Below are 17,010 nucleotides of genomic sequence, written 5' to 3'. Positions count from 1 at the left end.
TCGTGATGCTCAACGACGTGCACGTCCACCGGTCCGACGACCCGCTCGCGCGGCGCGACGAGCTGGCCCACCGCCTCGCCGCGGTCGCGGTCGACCCGGTCGCCGTCGACGACGACGTCGCCGAGATGGTCGTCAACCGCGTGATCGACAACGCGGCCGTCGCCGCCGCGAGCCTGCACCGCGCACCCGTCGTCGCCGCCCGGGCCCAGGCCGCGGCGCGGCTNCCCCGCCACGACGGCGCGACCGTCGTCGGCCTCGACCCCGACCGGCGGGTCCAGCCCGAGTGGGCCGCCTGGGCGAACGGCGTGGCCGTGCGCGAGCTCGACTTCCACGACACCTTCCTCGCCGCCGAGTACTCGCACCCCGGCGACAACGTGCCGCCCGTGCTCGCCGTCGCCCAGCACGTCGGCGCCACGGGCGAGCAGCTGCTCCGCGGCCTGGTGGCCGGCTACGAGCTGCAGATCGACCTGACCCGAGCGATCAGCCTGCACGCCCACAAGATCGACCACGTCGCCCACCTCGGCCCGAGCGCGGCCGGCGGCATCGGAGCCCTGCTCGGCCTCGACGTCGAGACCACCGCCCAGGCCATCGCCCAGGCGCTGCACACGACGACCGCGACGCGGCAGTCGCGGAAGGGCCTCATCTCGACCTGGAAGGCCTACGCCCCGGCCTTCGCGGGCAAGCAGGCGGTCGAGGCGATCGACCGCGCGCTCCGCGGCCAGACGAGCCCCAGCCCGATCTGGGAGGGCGAGGACGGCGTGATCGCGCGCCTCCTCGACGGCCCCGACGCCCGGTACAGCGTGCCGCTGCCGGCCCCGGGCGAGTCGAAGCGGGCCATCCTCGACAGCTACACGAAGGAGCACAGCGCCGAGTACCAGGCGCAGGCCTGGATCGACCTCGCCCGCCGTCTCGGCCGTGAGCGGCCCGAGCTGCGCGACCCCGCGGCCGTCCGGCGCATCGTGCTGCACACGAGCCACCACACGCACGTCGTCATCGGCTCGGGCGCGGGCGACCCGCAGAAGTACGACCCGCGGGCCAGCCGCGAGACGCTCGACCACTCCATCCCCTACATCGTCGCCGTCGCCCTGCAGGACGGCGCGTGGCACCACGAGCGCAGCTACGCGCCCGAGCGCGCGCAGCGCCCCGACACCGTGGAGCTGTGGAGTCGCATCAGCACCGCCGAGGACGCCGAGTGGACGAGGCGGTACCACTCCGTCGACCCCGCCGAGAAGGCGTTCGGCGGGCGCATCGAGGTCGAGTTCGTCGACGGGTCGAGCCTCGTCGACGAGATCGCCGTGGCCGACGCGCACCCGCTCGGCGCGCGGCCGTTCGCGCGGGCCGACTACGTGCGCAAGTTCCGCACGCTCGCCGAGGGGGTGCTCGCCGACGAGGAGGTCGAGCGGTTCCTGGAGCTGGCCCCGCGACTCCGGAGCCTGCGCCCCGACGAGCTCGCCGGGCTCACCGTGACGCCGCCGGAGGGCAGCCTGCGCGAGGTCGACGCCGCGTCGCCCGAGGGGCTGTTCTGATGCTGTACTCGACGCTGGCCCCGGCCGAGAAGCGGCGGCTGTTCCGCGAGCGGCTGCGCGGCACCGACGACGTGCTGCGGCTGCCCGGGGCGTTCAACCCGCTCAGCGCGCGCCTGATCGAGCGCAAGGGCTTCGAGGGCGTCTACGTCTCGGGCGCGGTCGTCGCCGCCGACCTCGGCCTGCCCGACATCGGCCTCACCACCCTCACCGAGGTCGCCCAGCGGGCCGGCCAGATCGCGCGCATGACCGACCTGCCGACCCTCGTCGACGCCGACACGGGCTTCGGCGAGCCGATGAACGCGGCGCGCACCGTGCAGACCCTGGAGGACGCGGGAGTCGCGGGCATGCACATCGAGGACCAGGTGAACCCCAAACGGTGCGGCCACCTCGACGGCAAGCAGGTCGTCGACCTCGACACGGCCGTGAAGCGCGTGCGGGCGGCCGTCGAGGGGCGCCGCGACCCCGACTTCCTGGTCATGGCGCGCACCGACGTCCGGGCGCTCGAGGGGCTCGACGTCGCCGTCGACCGGGTGCGTGCCCTCGTCGACGCGGGGGCCGACGCGGTCTTCCCCGAGGCGCTCACCGGGCTCGCCGAGTTCGAGGCCGTGGCCTCCGCGGTCGACGTGCCCGTGCTCGCCAACATGACCGAGTTCGGCAAGGGGCGGCTGCACACCGTCGACGAGCTGCGCGACGCCGGGGTGCGGATCGTCATCTGGCCCGTGAGCCTGCTGCGCCTCGCGATGGGCGAGGCGTCCCGCGGCCTGGACGAGCTGGCCGAGAGGGGCACCCAGGCGCGCCTCCTCGACCGGATGCAGCATCGCGCCGACCTGTACGACCTGATCGACTACGAGGGCTACTCGGCCTTCGACGGCGACGTGTTCGACTTCACCGTCGAGCGCTGAGCGCCGCGGCAGCGCCCGCCCACCGCAGCACACCACCACCGCACCGCAGCACCTGCAGCACCGCACCACCGCACCGCCCGCCGGCACCGTCGCCGGCACCGCCTCACCTCACGAAGGAGTGACCATGAGCGACACCCTCACCGCCCCCGCGGCGGCGTCCGCCCCCGAGCTGCACAAGGGCCTCGCCGGGGTGGTGGTCGACCGGACGGCCGTGTCGTCCGTCGACCCGACGAGCGGCTCGCTGCTCTACCGCGGCTACCCCGTGCAGGAGCTCGCCGCCCGCTGCGACGTCGAGGACGTCGCCCACCTGCTGCTGCACGGCGAGCTGCCGACCCCCGAGCAGCGCGTCGCCTTCGACGCCGAGCTCCGGGCCGCGCGGCCGCTCGCGCCCGGTCTGCAGCACGTCATCGACCTCATCCCCACCTCGGCGCACCCGATGGACGTCGTCCGCACCGCCCTCAGCGCCCTGGGCGCCGCCGAGCCCGAGCCGAGCACCGCCCCGGGCGTGCACGACCCGGCCGCCGCGCGGCGCCTCGCGACGAGGGTCTTCGCGGCGCTGCCCGGCGTCATCGCCTACGACCAGCGGCGCCGCCACGACCTGCCGCCGGTGCCCCCGCGCGACGACCTCGGCTGGTCGGCGGACCTCCTCCACCGCGTCTTCGGCCGTGAGGCCGACGAGCTCGACGTGCGGGCCCTCGACACCTCGATGGTGCTCTACGCCGAGCACTCGTTCAACGCGTCGACCTTCACCGCGCGCGTGGTGGCCTCGACGCTCTCCGACCTGCACTCCGCGCTCGTCGCCGCGGTCGGGGCGCTCAAGGGCCCCCTGCACGGCGGGGCCAACGAGGCCGCCCTCGAGCTGCTCGAGCGGGTCGCCGACGACGGCGGGGCCGACGGCGCCCTCGCCTGGCTCGACGCCGCGCTCGCCCGCCGGGAGAAGATCATGGGCTTCGGGCACCGCGTCTACAAGGACGGCGACAGCCGCGTGCCGACCATGGAGGAGGCGCTGGCCGGCCTCGTCGACCGTGCCCGCGCCTCCGGCGACACCCGGGTCGACGAGCTCGCCGCGGTGTACGACGCGCTGGCCGCGGGCGTGCTCGACCGCAAGGGGCTGAAGCCGAACGTCGACTGGCCGTCGGGCTTCGCCTACCACTTGATGGGCTTCGAGACCCCGGTCTTCACGCCGCTGTTCGTCGCGGCCCGGGTGCTGGGCTGGAGCGCCCACGTGATCGAGCAGCGGGAGGCGAACTCGCTGATCCGGCCGCTGTCGCACTACGACGGGCCCGCGCAGCGAGCCGTCCCGGCGCGAGCGTAGGCAGTCCGTCCCCCTCCCCGCCGCTGCTGCGGCTGCTTTCGCCGTCGCCGTCGCCGTCGCCGTCGATCCCGGCGGTTCCGCCGCCCCGACACCACCGACTGATCAAACAACCACGTCGTTGGGTGGTTCTTTGATCAGTCGGTGGTTCCGGCGAGCGAGGGGCGGCCGCGGCGGGACGCCCCGCCCGCACGCGCCTAGCGTGGGGCACATGACGAACCGACTCGCCGACGCCGTCAGCCCGTACCTGCGCTCGCACGCCGACAACCCCGTCGACTGGTGGCCCTGGGGCCAGGAGGCCTTCGACGAGGCCGCCCGCCGCGACGTGCCCGTGCTCGTCTCGATCGGCTACGCGACCTGCCACTGGTGCCACGTGATGGCCCGCGAGAGCTTCAGCGACCCCGAGCTCGCCGCGCACCTCAACGAGAGCTTCGTCGCCGTCAAGGTCGACCGCGAGGAGCACCCCGACGTCGACTCGAGCTACCTCGCCGCCGCCTCGGCCTTCACCGAGCAGCTCGGCTGGCCCCTCACCGTCTTCGCGACGCCCGAGGGCCGCACGTTCTTCGCGGGCACCTACTTCCCGCCGCAGCCGGTGCAGGGGCACCCGGCCTTCCGGCAGGTGCTCGACGCCGTCACCGAGGCCTGGACGACCCGCCGCGGCGAGGTGGACGCGACCGCCCGCGGCGTGGCGGCGGCCCTCGCGGCGCAGCCCGCGCCTCCGGGGGAGCACGCGCCTCTGCCGTCGACCGAGGTGCTCCGGCACGCGGCCGCCCGGGTCGGCGCGGCGGAGGACATCGAGCACGGCGGCTTCGGCGGCGCGCCGAAGTTCCCGGTCGCGCCGGCCCAGCTGGCCCTGCTCGGCCTGGGCGCCGGGGGAGACCGGGCCGCCCTGGCCCTCGTCTCGCGCACCCTGCGGGCGATGGCCGCGTCGCCGTTGCGCGATCCCGTCGAGGGCGGGTTCTTCCGGTACTCGACCCGGCGCGACTGGCACGATCCGCACTACGAGCGCATGCTCTACGACAACGCGCTGCTGCTGACGGCGTACTCGCGCCTGGCCCTGCTCGAGCCGGGCCTGGTCGAAGAGACGTCGTCGTCGGCGGAGCAGCCCGCGGGAGGCGCGGCCGCCGCCGCCCGCACCGCTCCCGACCCGCTGTCGGTCGCCACGGGCATCGCCGACGTGCTGCTCGGTCGGCTGCGGACCCCGCGCGGGGCGTTCGCCTCCGCCCAGGACTCGGAGAGCACGATCGACGGCCGCCGCGTGGAGGGCGGCTGGTACGCCCTCGACGCCGAGGAGCGCCGCCGGCACGAGGCCCCGCCCGTCGACGAGAAGGTGCTGACCGGGTGGAACGGGCTCGCCATCGCCGCCCTGGCCGAGGCCGGCGCGCGGCACGACCGGCCCGAGTGGGTCGCGGCGGCCCGGGCGGCCGCCGACCTGCTGCTCGACGAGCACGTGACCTCCGACGGGCGGCTGCTCCGCGCCTCCACCGGGTCCGGCGTCTCGACGGCCGTCGCGACCCTCGAGGACCACGGCATGTTCGCCGAAGGGCTGCTGCAGCTGACGCTCGCGACGGGCCTGCCGCGCTACGCGGTCGCGGCCCGCGAGCTGCTCGAGCGCACCCTCGTCGACGACCCCGCAGCTGCGGTCCCGTTCGCCGCGCCCGAGGGGGCCGACCCGGTGCTGCGCGGCCACGGCACGGCGCTGGCGGCCGACCCCTCCGAGGGGGCCTACCCCTCCGGGCTCAGCGCCACGGCGACCGCCGCCCTCACCCTGCACCGGATGACGGGGGAGGCGCGGTGGCGGTCCGCCGCGGAGCGCGCCGTCGCCCCCGGCGCGGCCCGGGCCCTCGACGCTCCCGTCGCGTTCGGCACCACGTTCGCCCTGCTCGCCGAGCTCGCCGCGCCGTCGACGCAGCTGGTCGTCGTCGAGCCCGCCGTCGTGGCGGGTGCGGACGCGGGCGCGGACGCGGCGGCTGTCGAGGACACGACGACGCTGGTGCCCGCGTTCGACCTCGGGGAGCGGGCGCGGCGCACCCTCGGACCCGGCGTGCTCGTCGGCGTCGTCGGGGAGGACGCCGCCGAGGCGCTCGCCGACGCCGGCTTCGAGCTGTTCGCCGGTCGTCGGGCGGTGCGCGGCCACGTGACCGCGTACCTCTGCCACGACTTCGTCTGCCGCCTGCCCGTCACGGGCATCGAGGAGCTCGACCGCGAGCTCGCCGAGCAGCTCTAGGCCGGCGGCGCCGAGTGGTCACGATCGGCTCCTCCCGCGCGCGGGAACGACAGTTCGTGACCACTCGGCGGTCAGACGCGCGGTGGCGGTCGGGTGAGGCCCCCGCTCAGGCGGCGAGCGTCGTGAGCGGGGCGTCGCCGTCGGCGGCCCACTCGGTGAGCGACCCGTCGTACAGCGCGACGTTCCGCTCGCCGACGAGGGTGAGCGCCAACGCGTCGGCGCTGGCCGCGATGCCCTGGCCGCAGTAGACGACGACGCGGTCGGCGCCGAGGGCGGGAGCGAGCAGGGCTCGGAGCTGCGCGGGGCTGGCGAAGCGCCGGTCGTCGGCGACGAGCTCGTCGGCGGGCGCGTTCACGCTGCCCGGGATGTGGCCGAGCCGCGGGCGACGGCCCTCGTGGCCGGCGAACTCGGCGCGGGGAGAGCCGCAGACGAGAGCGGCCTGCTCGTCGCCGTGCACGACGGCCTCGACGTAGGCCTTGTCGACCCAGAGCTCGGGACGCTCGTCGGCGAGGAAGAGCGCGGGCTGCGGCTCGACGTGGCCGACGTCGATCGGGCGCTGCTCGCGCTGCCACGTCGTGAAGCCGCCGTCGAGCACGGCGACGTCGTCGTAGCCGAAGGCACGGAACAGCCACCAGAGTCGTGCGGCCCAGAGGCCGACCGACGAGTCGTAGACCACGACGGTGGTCTCGTTGGTGATGCCGAGCGCGCCCACCGCCGCCTCGAAGCGCTCGGCGTCGGGGCGGGTGAAGGGCAGGTCGGCCCGGTGGTCGCTGAGCTCGCTGACGAGGTCGCCGAAGACGGCGCCGGGCACGTGGCCGCCGACGAGGTACTGCTCGTGCCCGGTGACGAAGCGGCCGCTGGGCCGCCCGTCGGGGCCGGCGACGGAGACGACCGACGCGTCGACGACCACCATCTCGTCGGCCCCGATGTGGTCGGCGAGCCACTGGCTCGAGACGAGGGGGGAGGTCAGCACGGGAGGCATGCGGGCCACGGTACTGCCGACCCCTGTCATCGGCCAGGGCGCGCCTTCACGGCGCGTCACGATCGCGACCGGGCCGACCCGCGGCTCCCGCCGGCGGAACGACCGAGCCGACCCGCGACTCCCGCAGGTCGGCCCGGGCGAGCGACTACTTCCCGGTCGGGCCGGAGAAGCTCTCGATGTCCTGCAGCTCGAGCTCGGCGGTGGCCTGGATCAGCTCGAGCAGGTCGGCGTCGAGGCCGGGGGCGAACTCCTCGAGCCCCCGCGGGGCACCAGGGTCAGCGCGACCGACGCGACGAGATGACGCCCGTGTCGAAGCCCATCAGGTTCAGCCCGCCGTTGAAGCGGGCGTGCTCGACCTTGATGCAGCGGTCCATGACGACGGTGAGGCCCTTCTCCTCGCCGTACCGCGCGGCCTCCTCGTCGTAGATCCCCAGCTGCACCCAGATCGTGCGGGCGCCGCTCGCCACGACGTCGTCGACCACCGACGCGATGTCGCTCGCCTTGCGGAACACGTCGACGATGTCGGGCACCTCGGGCAGTGACGCCAGGTCGGGGTAGGCCTTCTCGCCGAGGATCGTGTCGGCGTTCGGGTTGACGAAGTACACGCGCAGGTCGCTGGACTGCTGCAGGTACGTGCCGACGAAGTAGGAGGAGCGGGTGGCGTTGGGCGACGCGCCCACGATCGCGACGGACTTCGCCTCGCGGAGGATCGCCTGGCGCTCCTTCGCGGTCGGCCCGACCCAGGTGCGCTGCGACTTCAACAGCTTCGCGAGCGGCGAGCTCGACGGCAGCTCGCAGGTGAGCCCGTTGGTCAACTGCGTCGTGACGGTGTCGGTCATGACCGGTCTCCCTTGCTGGCTGCGGTCAGCGCCTGGTCGAGGTCGTCGATGATGTCGGCGGGGTCCTCGATGCCGACGCTGATGCGCACCGAGCCGGGCAGCACGCCGGCGTCGACCAGCTGCTGCTCGCTGAGCTGCGCGTGGGTGGTCGACCCGGGGTGGATCACGAGCGTCTTGGCGTCGCCGATGTTGGCGAGGTGGCTGGCGAGCTCGACCGACTCGATGAAGGTCTTGCCGGCGGCGCGGCCGCCCGCGAGCTCGAACGTGAAGACCGAGCCGGGCCCCTCGGGCAGGTACTTCGCCGCCCGCTCGTGGTGCGGGTGCTCGGGCAGGCCGGCCCAGCGCACCCGCTCGATGCGGGGGTCGGCGTCGAGCCACTCGGCGACCTGACGGGCGTTGTCGACGTGGGCGCGCATCCGGTACGGCAGGGTCTCGACGCCCTGGGCGAGGAGGAACGCCGAGTGCGGGGCGAGCGCCGGCCCGATGTCGCGCAGCTGCTCGGCACGGAGGCGCGTGAGGAAGGCGTACTCGCCGAAGTTGCCCGACCAGTTCAGCCCGCCGTAGCTCGCCACCGGCTGGTCGAAGAGCGGGAACCTCTCTGTGTCCCACGCGAAGCGGCCTGACTCGACGACGACGCCGCCGAGGGTGGTGCCGTGCCCGCCGAGGAACTTCGTGGCCGAGTGGATCACCACGTCGGCGCCCCACTCGATCGGGCGGTTCAGATAGGGGGTCGCGATGGTCGAGTCGACGATGAGGGGGATGCCCGCGGCGTGCGCGACCTCGGCGAGGCCCTCGAGGTCGGCGATCTCGCCGGAGGGGTTGGCGACGGTCTCGACGAAGAGCAGCTTCGTCGCCGGCGTGATCGCGGCGGCGTAGTCGGCCGGCTCGCTCGACTGCACGAAGGTCGTCTCGACGCCGAACCGGCGCAGCGTGACGTCGAGCTGCGTGATCGACCCGCCGTACAGGTTGGCGCTCGCCACGATGTGGTCGCCGGCGCCCGCGAGGCTCGCGAAGGTGATGAACTGCGCGCTCAGCCCGCTCGAGGTGGCCACGGCCCCGAGGCCGCCCTCCAGGCTGGCGATGCGCTCCTCGAAGGAGGCGGTGGTCGGGTTCGCGAGGCGGCTGTAGATGTTGCCGTACTTCTGCAGGGCGAAGCGAGCCGCGGCGTCGTCGGTGTCGTCGAAGACGAAGGCGCTCGACTGGTAGATGGGGAGGGCGCGGGCGCCCGTCGCCGCGTCGGGGATGTTGCCCGCGTGGATAGCCCGCGTGCGGAAGCCGTACTCACGATCTGCCATGGGGCCACGCTAGCCGCTGCCCCTGACGGCCCCGGCTGGGAGGTCACAGAACTTCACAGTCGACCCGCGCCTCCGGCGGGTGGGGAGGGACGGGCGACGGGTGGGGAGGGACGGGCGACGGGTCAGAAGGGGTTCGTGAGCCCGTCCACGACGGCCTCGATCACCTCGCCCAGGACCTGCTTGACCCGGTGGGCGGCCTTGACGTGCCAGGGCGCCGAGCTCTCGAGGCTCCGCGCCGACGCGCGGCGGAGGACTCGGCGCGGGACCCTGCGGCGACACGGCTCGACGTCCGCGGCGGCGGCCTCGACATCGGCGTCGGGGTCGGCCGCGTCACCGTCGCCCTGCGCGGCGCACTCGAGGCAGCGCGTGACCACCGGCTCGTGCGCCCCCGGGTGTGCCGTCCACGTGTGGCCGCAGGCGTCGCAGCGGGCGGCGGCCAGGCGACGGCGGGCGGCGCGGCCGGAGGGGCTCGGCCCGGCCGGGGACTTCGACCAGGTCTCGGGGGCGGGGGAGGCGCCGCCTACTTCCACGACGGGATCCAGTAGTGCAGGCGGATCCACTCCCAGTCCATCTGCTGGGCCGTCCACATCGGGTACCACCAGACCGACACGGCGACGGCCAGCACGAGGAAGCCCGCCGTGATCGAGAGGCCGCGGCGGCGTCGGTCGAGGTCGTCGGTGCGACGCCCCAGCAGCAGCCCGATCACCGCGGCGAGGCCGAGCAGGAGGTAGGGCTCGAAGGCGATCGTGTAGAACTGGAACACCGTGCGGCCGGAGAACGCCAGCCACGGCAGGTAGCCCGCCGCGATGCCGACGAGGATCGCCCCGTGCCGCCACTCGCGGTGCCGCACCACCCGATAGAGCAGGTAGAGGCAGGCCGCGACCGCGGCGTACCAGATCAGCGGGTTCGCGATCGAGGTGATCGCCTCGCCGCAGCGGGCGACGTCGCAGCCGGCCTGCCCGAGGTCGGTGCCCTGGTAGTACATGCTCGTCGGCCGGAGCATCAGCAGCCAGGTGAACGGGTTCGCCTGGTAGTCGTGCGGCGTCTGCAGCCCGACGTTGAAGGCGTAGACACCGGCCTCGTAGTGCCAGAAGTTCTGCACGACGTCAGGCACCCAGGCCAGTCCGCCCGTCCAGCGCTCGCCGGTCTCCTGCACCCAGTCGCGGTAGTACCCGCCGCCGGTGACGAACCAGCCCGTCCAGCTCACCAGGTACGCCACGACGGCGATCGGCACCGTGAGGAGGAAGCTCACCGGCGCCTGCTTGAAGAGGGTGCCCGACAGCCAGAACTCGACGCCGGCCCGGCGTCGGGCCAGCACGTCGACGACGACGGTGTAGACGGCGAACACGGCCAGGAAGTAGAGGCCGTTCCACTTGACGGCCGTCGCGAGGCCGCACATCAGCCCCGCGGTGACGAGCCAGGGGCGCGACCACAGGGCAGGGCCCCAGGCGGTGTCCCGACCGGCACCGCGCCTCCTCGCCAGCCAGGCCTCGAGACGGCCGGCGCTCTGCCGCCGGTCGAGCAGGACGGCGCCGAAGGCCAGCAGCCCGAACAGCATGACGAAGTTGTCGAGCAGTGAGACCCGCGACATCACGATCGCGTGGCCGTCGATCGCCATCAGGAAGCCGGCGATCGTGCCGACGAGCGTCGAGCGCAGCAGCACCGTGCCGATGACGGCGACGAGGGCCACCGCGAGCACGCCCGCGATCGCCGTGCTGAGCCGCCAGCCCGCCGGGTCGCCGGGGCCGAGGGCGGCCATGCCGAGCGAGATGAGCCACTTGCCGAGCGGGGGGTGCGCGACGAAGGAGGGGCTGGTCAGGAACCCGTCGGCGCCGCCCGCCGCGAACGAGGCGTCGTAGTCGGTCGGCCACGAGCCCTCGTAGCCGAGCTCGTGGAGGGTCCACGCGTCCTTGACGTAGTAGGTCTCGTCGAAGACGAGCGTGCCGGGCACCCCGAGGTGCCAGAGCCGCAGCAGGGCCGCGAGCACGGTGACGCCGATCGGGCCGCCCCAGCGCCAGGCGGTGCGACGGCCGGGGGTCGAGAGCAGCCGGCCCCACCAGGCGTCGACGCGGGTGAGGCGCGGGGCGTGCGCCGGCGGCGGGGCGGTCGCGCCGGCCTCGCCCGGGCCCGGGGCGGAGCCCTGATCGAGTCCGTCAGGGCCCCGGGGAGGCGCGCCCTCGGCCTCGAGGAGCGCGTCGAACTCGCGCTCGCCCGGGGTCGTCATCGGGCCATCGTATTCGGCGCGTCGAGCGGCTCCGTCGCGCCGGGGGAGAATGACCGGGTGATCGTTCTCGCCGCGACCCCCATCGGCAACCTCGGCGACGCCTCGACGCGTCTCGTCGAGGCCCTCCGCAACGCCGAGGTGATCGCCGCGGAGGACACCCGCACGGCCATCCACCTCATGCGCGCCCTCGGCGTCGAGAACCGCCCGCGGCTCATCGCCCTGCACGAGCACAACGAGCGCGAGAAGGCGGGCGAGCTCGTGGAGCTGGCCCGCGCCTCCGACGTCCTGGTGCTGACCGACGCCGGGATGCCCGCCATCAGCGACCCCGGGTTCCCGCTCGTCGAGGCCGCCGCCGCGGCCGGCGTCACGGTCACCGCGCTGCCCGGCCCCTCGGCGGTGCTGATGGCGCTCGCCGTCTCGGGCCTGCCCACCGACCGCTTCAGCTTCGAGGGGTTCCTGCCGCGCAAGCAGGGCGACCGGCTGCGGGTGCTCGGCGCCCTCGTCGACGAGCGCCGCACGATGGTGTTCTTCGAGTCGCCCCACCGTCTCGCCGACTCGCTCGGCGACGTCGCGACCGCCCTCGGCGCCGACCGCCGCGTCGTCGTCTGCCGCGAGCTGACGAAGATGCACGAGGAGGTGCGGCGCGGGTCGGCCGCCGACCTCGCCGCCTGGGCGGCCGACGGCGTGCGCGGCGAGATCTGCGTCGTGGTCGAGGGTGCCCCCGAGCGCGAGTTCGACCTCGCCGCCGGGCTCGCGCAGGTGCAGGCGCTCGTCGCCGACGGCGCCCGCCTCAAGGAGGCCTCCGCCGACGTGGCCGCCGCCACCGGCCTCTCCCGCCGCGACCTCTACCAGGCCGCCCTCGCCGCCCGGGCCCCCCGCCCCTCCTGACCTGCCCCCGGGGCGCGGCGCCCCCCGCCCGGCCGGCCCGGCCTGTCCAGTGCGGCGGGTTGGTGTCCTCGTGGGCGGGCGAGCGCCCGCCCGCCCACAGGGACACGAACCCGCCGCACGGTTCGTGCTGCACCGCCGGGGAGGACGTCGACCCGCCGACCATGCCCGACAGCGAGCGTTCACCGCGGCTCACCAGTCCCGCGGCACGGTGGTCCCGCGCATCATCGCCTCGAACGCGGCCCTGTTCCAGACCCGGTCCCAGGTCGGGCGGCGGAAGTCGTACCCCTGCTCCCGGAGATCGTCTTCCCGGACCTTCTCGTCCCAGTGCTCGTCTCCGGTCATGAGCTCGGCGTCCGGCCCGTACTTGTACCGGCCGTCCGCCTCGAGCACCAGGCCGGGCCCGGTCGACCCCGGCAGCTCGCGCCACAGGCAGTCGACCTCGGCCCGGCGACCCGTCAGCAGCCGGAGGCGCACCTGCTGCTCGGGGCGACGCCAGCCGCCCTCGAAGCACCTCACCTGGACGAGCGACTCGAGCGGCGACTGCGACAGCGGGGTGCCCAGCCCCAGCGCGGATCTCGCCCGCCGCGCGCCAGGATGGCGGGGGCGCCGCTCCAGCTCGTCCGACAGCTCGTCGAGCTCGACCATCCCGTGGAGGAGGGCGTGGTCGATCATCGGCACGGACACGATCAAGGAGTGCGCGAGGGCGACGTCGACGAGCGTCCGTGCCAGGGGCGTCAGCCAGAAGTCACCGATCGGCACGGGGTCGCAGGGCAGCGTCGAGCGGTGCGCCCGGATGCTGGCCTCCGACCGGCCGCCCGACACCTCGGTGCGGAGCGCGTCGAGCCGGTCGGGGAGCCCGCCGACGACGGGCAGCCCGAAGAGGACGGCCGCCGAGCGGTGGCTCACCACGAGTTCTCGGGTGCGCGTGGCGACCACGGCACGTGCCCGCGCGACGAAGCGCCCCCTCGCGTCCAGGGCCTGCCAGACGTCTCCCTCGAGGTAGGCCCCCGGGGCGACCCGGACGAGCACGCCCCTCCGGGTGAGTCGGCTCTGCGCGTTGCGGTCGACGCCGCGACGGGCGAGTTGGCGGGAGGTCGCGATGACCAGGTCTGAGGGGTCCACGGAGGTGATCCTGGGAGACGACCCGCGACTCCCTGGCGTCCTTCCGTGGGGCTGCGGAGGGACCGGCGCTCCCGCGTCCTGGGGAGGGACGCCGTCGAGCGCAGGTGCGGCGGGTCCGTGTCCTGGTGGGCGGGTCGTCGCGCACCCGCCCACGAGGACGACGACCCGCCGCAGCCGGCGAGGCGAGGAGAGCGCGCCGCCGAGGCCCGGCACCTGCCCTGAGGAGGCCCCCGGGGGGAGGCGCGGGCCGCGTCACGGGGGCGGTGGCCGCACCTAAGATGGTGGCCATGCCCGCCGGCGACTCCTTCTTCATCGCAACGCCCATCTTCTACGTCAACGACGTGCCGCACATCGGCCACGCCTACACCGAGGTCGCGGCCGACGTGCTCGCGCGCTGGCACCGCCAGCGCGGCGACGACACGTGGCTGCTGACCGGCACCGACGAGCACGGCCAGAAGATCCTGCGCACCGCGACCAGCCACGACGTGACCCCGCAGCAGTGGGCCGACAAGCTCGTCACCGAGTCCTGGAAGCCGCTGCTCGAGACCGTCGACATCAGCAACGACGACTTCATCCGCACGACCGACGAGCGCCACGAGGCGGGCGTGCAGAAGTTCCTGCAGAAGCTGTACGACGACGGCTTCATCTACCAGGGCGAGTTCGAGGGCTCGTACTGCGTCGGCTGCGAGGAGTACAAGCAGCCCGGCGACCTCGTCGAGGGCACCGGGCCCTTCGAGGGCGAGCAGGTCTGCGCGATCCACTCGAAGCCCGTCGAGCTGCTGAAGGAGAACAACTACTTCTTCCGCATGAGCGACTTCGAGCAGCGCCTGCTCGACCTCTACGAGCAGCAGCCCGACTTCGTGCAGCCCGAGACCGTGCGCAACGAGATCGTGCAGTTCGTGCGGCAGGGCCTCCGCGACCTCTCCATCTCGCGCCAGAGCTTCGACTGGGGCGTCAAGGTCCCGTGGGACGAGGAGCACGTCGTCTACGTCTGGTTCGACGCCCTCCTCAACTACGTCACGGCCATCGGCTACGGCGTCGACGACGAGCAGTTCCGTCGACGCTGGCCGGCCGTGCAGCTCGTCGGCAAGGACATCGCCCGGTTCCACGCCGTCATCTGGCCCGCCATGCTCATGGCCGCGGGCCTCCCGGTGCCGAAGGCGGTCTTCGGCCACGGCTGGCTGCTCGTCGGCGGCGAGAAGATGTCGAAGTCGAAGCTGACCGGCATCGCCCCGCAGCAGATCACCGACGTCTTCGGCGCCGACGCGTTCCGCTATTACTTCATGCGCGCCATCACGTTCGGCCAGGACGGCAACTTCAGCTGGGAGGACATCGCGGCCCGATACCAGGCCGAGCTCGCGAACGGCTTCGGCAACCTGGCCTCCCGCGTCGTCGCGATGATCACCCGCTACTTCGACGGGGTCGTCCCCGTCGCCGGCGAGCTGACCGACGCCGACCTCGCGATCCGCGAGACCGAGCTGCGCGTGACGGCCGCGGCCGACGCCGCGATCGAGCGCTTCGCGATCAACGAGGCGCTGGCGTCCATCTGGGAGCTCGTCGACGCTCTCAACGGCTACATCACCGAGCAGGAGCCCTGGGCCCTCGCCAAGCACGACGACCAGCGTGAGCGCCTCGCGACGGTTCTCAGCACCGCCCTCCGCGGCCTCGGCACGCTCACCGTGCTGCTCTCGCCCTTCATCCCGACCGCGACGCACACGCTGTGGGAGTCCATCGGCCAGGGCACGCTGACCAGCCAGCCGGTCGACCGGGCCGCCGAGTGGTCGAGCGCGCCGGCCGTCGTGCCGCTCGCCGCCGGGCTCTTCCCGCGCATCGAGCAGCCGGAGCCGGCGGCGTGAGCGACGCCGACCGCGACGCGGCCGCCCCCGGGGGCGTCGCTCCCGCGCACGTCCGCCACCGCGCCTCCACCGAGTCCGGCGGGCAGACGCGCGACCTGACGTACCCGCCGAGCCCGCAGGCCCTCGTCGTGCCCGTGTACGACAACCACACGCACCTCGAGATCGCCGACGGCGAGAACTCGCTCGACTACCGCGAGCACCTCGACCGGGCGTCGAGCGTCGGCGTCCGCGGGGTCGTGCAGGTCGGCACCGACCTCGAGACGTCGCGCTGGTCGGCCGCGATCGCCGCCCGCGAGCCGCGCGTGCTCGCCGCCGTCGCGCTGCACCCCAACGAGGCGCCCGCCCTCGCCGCCCGCGGCGAGCTGGCCGACGCCCTCGCCGAGATCGACGAGCTCGCCTCGCGACCCCGCGTGCGGGCGATCGGCGAGACCGGGCTCGACTTCTTCCGCACCGGCGAGGAGGGCCGCGACGCCCAGATCGAGTCGTTCGTCGCCCACGTCGAGATCGCGAAGAAGCACGGCCTGGCCCTGCAGATCCACGACCGCGACGCCCACGACGAGGTCGTCGACCTGCTGCTCGAGGTCGGCGCCCCCGACAAGACCGTCTTCCACTGCTTCAGCGGCGGCCCCGAGCTCGCGAGCATCCTCGCCGAGAACGGCTGGTACGCCTCCTTCGCCGGCACCGTCACGTTCAAGAACGCGCAGCCCCTCCGCGACGCGCTCGTGCAGCTGCCCCGCAGCCTCGTCATGGTCGAGACCGACGCGCCGTACCTCACGCCGACGCCGTTCCGCGGCCGGCCGAACGCGCCGTACCTCATCCCGCACACGCTGCGGTCGATGGCCGAGACGATCGGCACCGACGTGTCGATGCTCGCCGCCCAGATCTCGTCGAACACCGAGCTGGTCTACGGCTCGTGGACGGACGAGCCCGTGACGGTCGAGGGCTGATGTCGCGCTCGACCCTGCTGGGCCCCGCCGAGATCCGCGACCTCGCCGACCTGCTCGGCATCCAGCCGACGAAGAAGCTCGGCCAGAACTTCGTCCACGACGCCAACACGGTGCGGCGCATCGTCGCGGCCTCCGGCGTCTCGGCCGGCATGTCGGTCGTCGAGATCGGCCCGGGCCTCGGCTCGCTCACCCTCGGCCTGCTCGAGGCGGGGGCCGACGTCGTCGCCGTCGAGATCGACAAGCGCCTCGCCGAGCAGCTGCCGAAGACCGTCCAGCTGCTGCAGCCGGCCGCCGACCTGCGGGTGATCGTCGACGATGCGATGCGCGTCGTCGCGCTGCCCTCCGAGCCGTCGCACCTCGTCGCGAACCTGCCCTACAACATCAGCGTGCCCGTGCTGCTGCACTTCCTCGAGCACTTCCCGTCGCTCGAGCGCGGGCTCGTCATGGTCCAGGCCGAGGTCGGCCTTCGCCTCGCGGCCGAGCCCGGCTCGAAGATCTACGGCGCCCCGAGCATCAAGGCGGCCTGGTACGGCGAGTTCTCGACGGCCGGCCAGGTCAGCCGCCAGGTGTTCTGGCCCGTGCCGAACGTCGACAGCATCCTCGTCGCGTTCGACCGGCGCGAGCCCCGCGGCACCGAGCAGGAGCGCCTCGCCGTCTTCGAGCTGGTCGACGGCGCCTTCCAGCAGCGACGCAAGATGCTCCGCCAGTCGCTCTCGGGCGTCTTCGGGTCGTCGGCGGCCGCCTCCGAGGCGCTTGTTGCCGCGGGCCTCGAACCGACCGAGCGGGGCGAGCAGCTGACCGTCGACGACTTCCTCCGCATCGTGCGCGCGAGCGGCCGTGGGGGAGGCGCCGCCCCGGTCGCCGAGGGCGCTCCCGAGGCAGACTGACCC

14 protein-coding genes and 1 pseudogene are annotated in these 17,010 nt (G+C 73.9%); 9 read left to right on the top strand and 6 right to left on the bottom strand.

Translation table 11 applies throughout. From position 1 onward, the window contains the following. Positions 1 to 5: 5 nt before the first annotated feature. The 5 genes and pseudogenes from ASF82_RS16140 to ASF82_RS10340 form a co-directional block, all read left to right on the top strand. Positions 6 to 223: pseudogene (locus tag ASF82_RS16140) on the top strand (MmgE/PrpD family protein); the annotation flags it as partial. Between the two features lies 1 nt (position 224). Next, on the top strand, positions 225 to 1,526 hold a 1,302-nt coding region (locus tag ASF82_RS10355), incomplete at its 5' end, for an MmgE/PrpD family protein (protein WP_235491259.1). Then, positions 1,526 to 2,428, top strand: coding sequence for a methylisocitrate lyase (prpB, locus tag ASF82_RS10350; protein WP_056056765.1), 903 nt, complete (start codon positions 1,526 to 1,528; stop codon positions 2,426 to 2,428). The genes ASF82_RS10355 and prpB, both read left to right, overlap by 1 nt. Positions 2,429 to 2,552: 124 nt before the next feature. Beyond that, positions 2,553 to 3,743 (top strand): bifunctional 2-methylcitrate synthase/citrate synthase, encoded by a 1,191-nt coding sequence (locus ASF82_RS10345; RefSeq protein WP_056056762.1) that lies wholly within the window; start codon positions 2,553 to 2,555, stop codon positions 3,741 to 3,743. 208 nt (positions 3,744 to 3,951) lie between these two features. Next, entirely contained in the window at positions 3,952 to 5,967 is a 2,016-nt protein-coding gene (locus tag ASF82_RS10340) for a thioredoxin domain-containing protein (protein WP_056056759.1), read from the top strand. Between the two features lie 106 nt (positions 5,968 to 6,073). Here the strand turns inward: ASF82_RS10340 and ASF82_RS10335 are convergent, their stop codons facing one another. The 5 genes from ASF82_RS10335 to ASF82_RS10310 form a co-directional block, all read right to left on the bottom strand. Further along, a complete protein-coding gene (locus tag ASF82_RS10335; RefSeq protein WP_056058947.1) occupies positions 6,074 to 6,949 on the bottom strand; it encodes a sulfurtransferase in 876 nt (291 codons plus the stop codon). 275 nt (positions 6,950 to 7,224) lie between these two features. Further along, positions 7,225 to 7,788, bottom strand: a complete 564-nt coding sequence (locus tag ASF82_RS10325; RefSeq protein WP_056056755.1) for a CoA-binding protein — start codon at positions 7,786 to 7,788, stop codon at positions 7,225 to 7,227. Next, complete coding sequence (locus ASF82_RS10320) at positions 7,785 to 9,083, bottom strand: O-acetylhomoserine aminocarboxypropyltransferase/cysteine synthase family protein (protein WP_056056753.1); 1,299 nt, start codon at positions 9,081 to 9,083, stop codon at positions 7,785 to 7,787. The genes ASF82_RS10325 and ASF82_RS10320 overlap by 4 nt, the downstream gene beginning before the upstream one ends. A gap of 122 nt (positions 9,084 to 9,205) precedes the next feature. Further along, a complete protein-coding gene (locus ASF82_RS15565) occupies positions 9,206 to 9,613 on the bottom strand; it encodes a hypothetical protein (protein WP_156370076.1) in 408 nt (135 codons plus the stop codon). Next, complete coding sequence (locus ASF82_RS10310; protein ID WP_056056749.1) at positions 9,604 to 11,307, bottom strand: dolichyl-phosphate-mannose--protein mannosyltransferase; 1,704 nt, start codon at positions 11,305 to 11,307, stop codon at positions 9,604 to 9,606. Before ASF82_RS10310 ends, ASF82_RS15565 begins: the two co-directional genes overlap by 10 nt. A gap of 57 nt (positions 11,308 to 11,364) precedes the next feature. Between ASF82_RS10310 and rsmI the strand changes: the two genes are divergently transcribed. Next, the gene (rsmI, locus tag ASF82_RS10305; protein ID WP_056058944.1) at positions 11,365 to 12,195 is read left to right on the top strand and encodes a 16S rRNA (cytidine(1402)-2'-O)-methyltransferase; all 831 of its coding nucleotides are present in this window, start codon (positions 11,365 to 11,367) and stop codon (positions 12,193 to 12,195) included. A 189-nt stretch (positions 12,196 to 12,384) separates the two neighbouring features. Here the strand turns inward: rsmI and ASF82_RS10300 are convergent, their stop codons facing one another. Next, on the bottom strand, positions 12,385 to 13,317 hold the full coding sequence (locus ASF82_RS10300; protein ID WP_056056747.1) for a type IV toxin-antitoxin system AbiEi family antitoxin domain-containing protein: 933 nt from the start codon (positions 13,315 to 13,317) through the stop codon (positions 12,385 to 12,387). 287 nt (positions 13,318 to 13,604) lie between these two features. On the opposite strand from ASF82_RS10300, the gene metG reads away from it, so the two are divergent. The 3 genes from metG to rsmA are packed head-to-tail and all read left to right on the top strand — an operon-like array spanning position 13,605 to position 17,007. Then, a complete protein-coding gene (metG, locus tag ASF82_RS10295; protein ID WP_056058938.1) occupies positions 13,605 to 15,173 on the top strand; it encodes a methionine--tRNA ligase in 1,569 nt (522 codons plus the stop codon). After that, positions 15,170 to 16,120: a TatD family hydrolase gene (locus ASF82_RS10290; protein ID WP_056056745.1), complete on the top strand. Its 951-nt coding sequence runs from the start codon at positions 15,170 to 15,172 to the stop codon at positions 16,118 to 16,120. The genes metG and ASF82_RS10290 overlap by 4 nt, the downstream gene beginning before the upstream one ends. After that, entirely contained in the window at positions 16,120 to 17,007 is an 888-nt protein-coding gene (rsmA, locus tag ASF82_RS10285; RefSeq protein WP_056056743.1) for a 16S rRNA (adenine(1518)-N(6)/adenine(1519)-N(6))-dimethyltransferase RsmA, read from the top strand. The genes ASF82_RS10290 and rsmA overlap by 1 nt, the downstream gene beginning before the upstream one ends. Positions 17,008 to 17,010 lie beyond the last annotated feature (3 nt).

It is taken from the genome of Frigoribacterium sp. Leaf164 (genome assembly GCF_001423665.1).
Lineage (GTDB): Bacteria > Actinomycetota > Actinomycetes > Actinomycetales > Microbacteriaceae > Frigoribacterium > Frigoribacterium endophyticum.
The sequence above is the reverse complement of the archived record's forward strand: the minus strand, read 5'-3'. Positions and strand labels throughout refer to the sequence as shown.

Coding starts and splice junctions, on each gene's coding strand:
- prpB (WP_056056765.1), top strand. CDS start 1,526: ATGCTGTACTCGACGCTGGCCCCGGCCGAGAAGCGGCGGCTGTTCCGC.
- ASF82_RS10345 (WP_056056762.1), top strand. CDS start 2,553: ATGAGCGACACCCTCACCGCCCCCGCGGCGGCGTCCGCCCCCGAGCTG.
- ASF82_RS10340 (WP_056056759.1), top strand. CDS start 3,952: ATGACGAACCGACTCGCCGACGCCGTCAGCCCGTACCTGCGCTCGCAC.
- ASF82_RS10335 (WP_056058947.1), bottom strand. CDS start 6,949: ATGCCTCCCGTGCTGACCTCCCCCCTCGTCTCGAGCCAGTGGCTCGCC.
- ASF82_RS10325 (WP_056056755.1), bottom strand. CDS start 7,788: ATGACCGACACCGTCACGACGCAGTTGACCAACGGGCTCACCTGCGAG.
- ASF82_RS10320 (WP_056056753.1), bottom strand. CDS start 9,083: ATGGCAGATCGTGAGTACGGCTTCCGCACGCGGGCTATCCACGCGGGC.
- ASF82_RS10310 (WP_056056749.1), bottom strand. CDS start 11,307: ATGACGACCCCGGGCGAGCGCGAGTTCGACGCGCTCCTCGAGGCCGAG.
- metG (WP_056058938.1), top strand. CDS start 13,605: ATGCCCGCCGGCGACTCCTTCTTCATCGCAACGCCCATCTTCTACGTC.
- rsmA (WP_056056743.1), top strand. CDS start 16,120: ATGTCGCGCTCGACCCTGCTGGGCCCCGCCGAGATCCGCGACCTCGCC.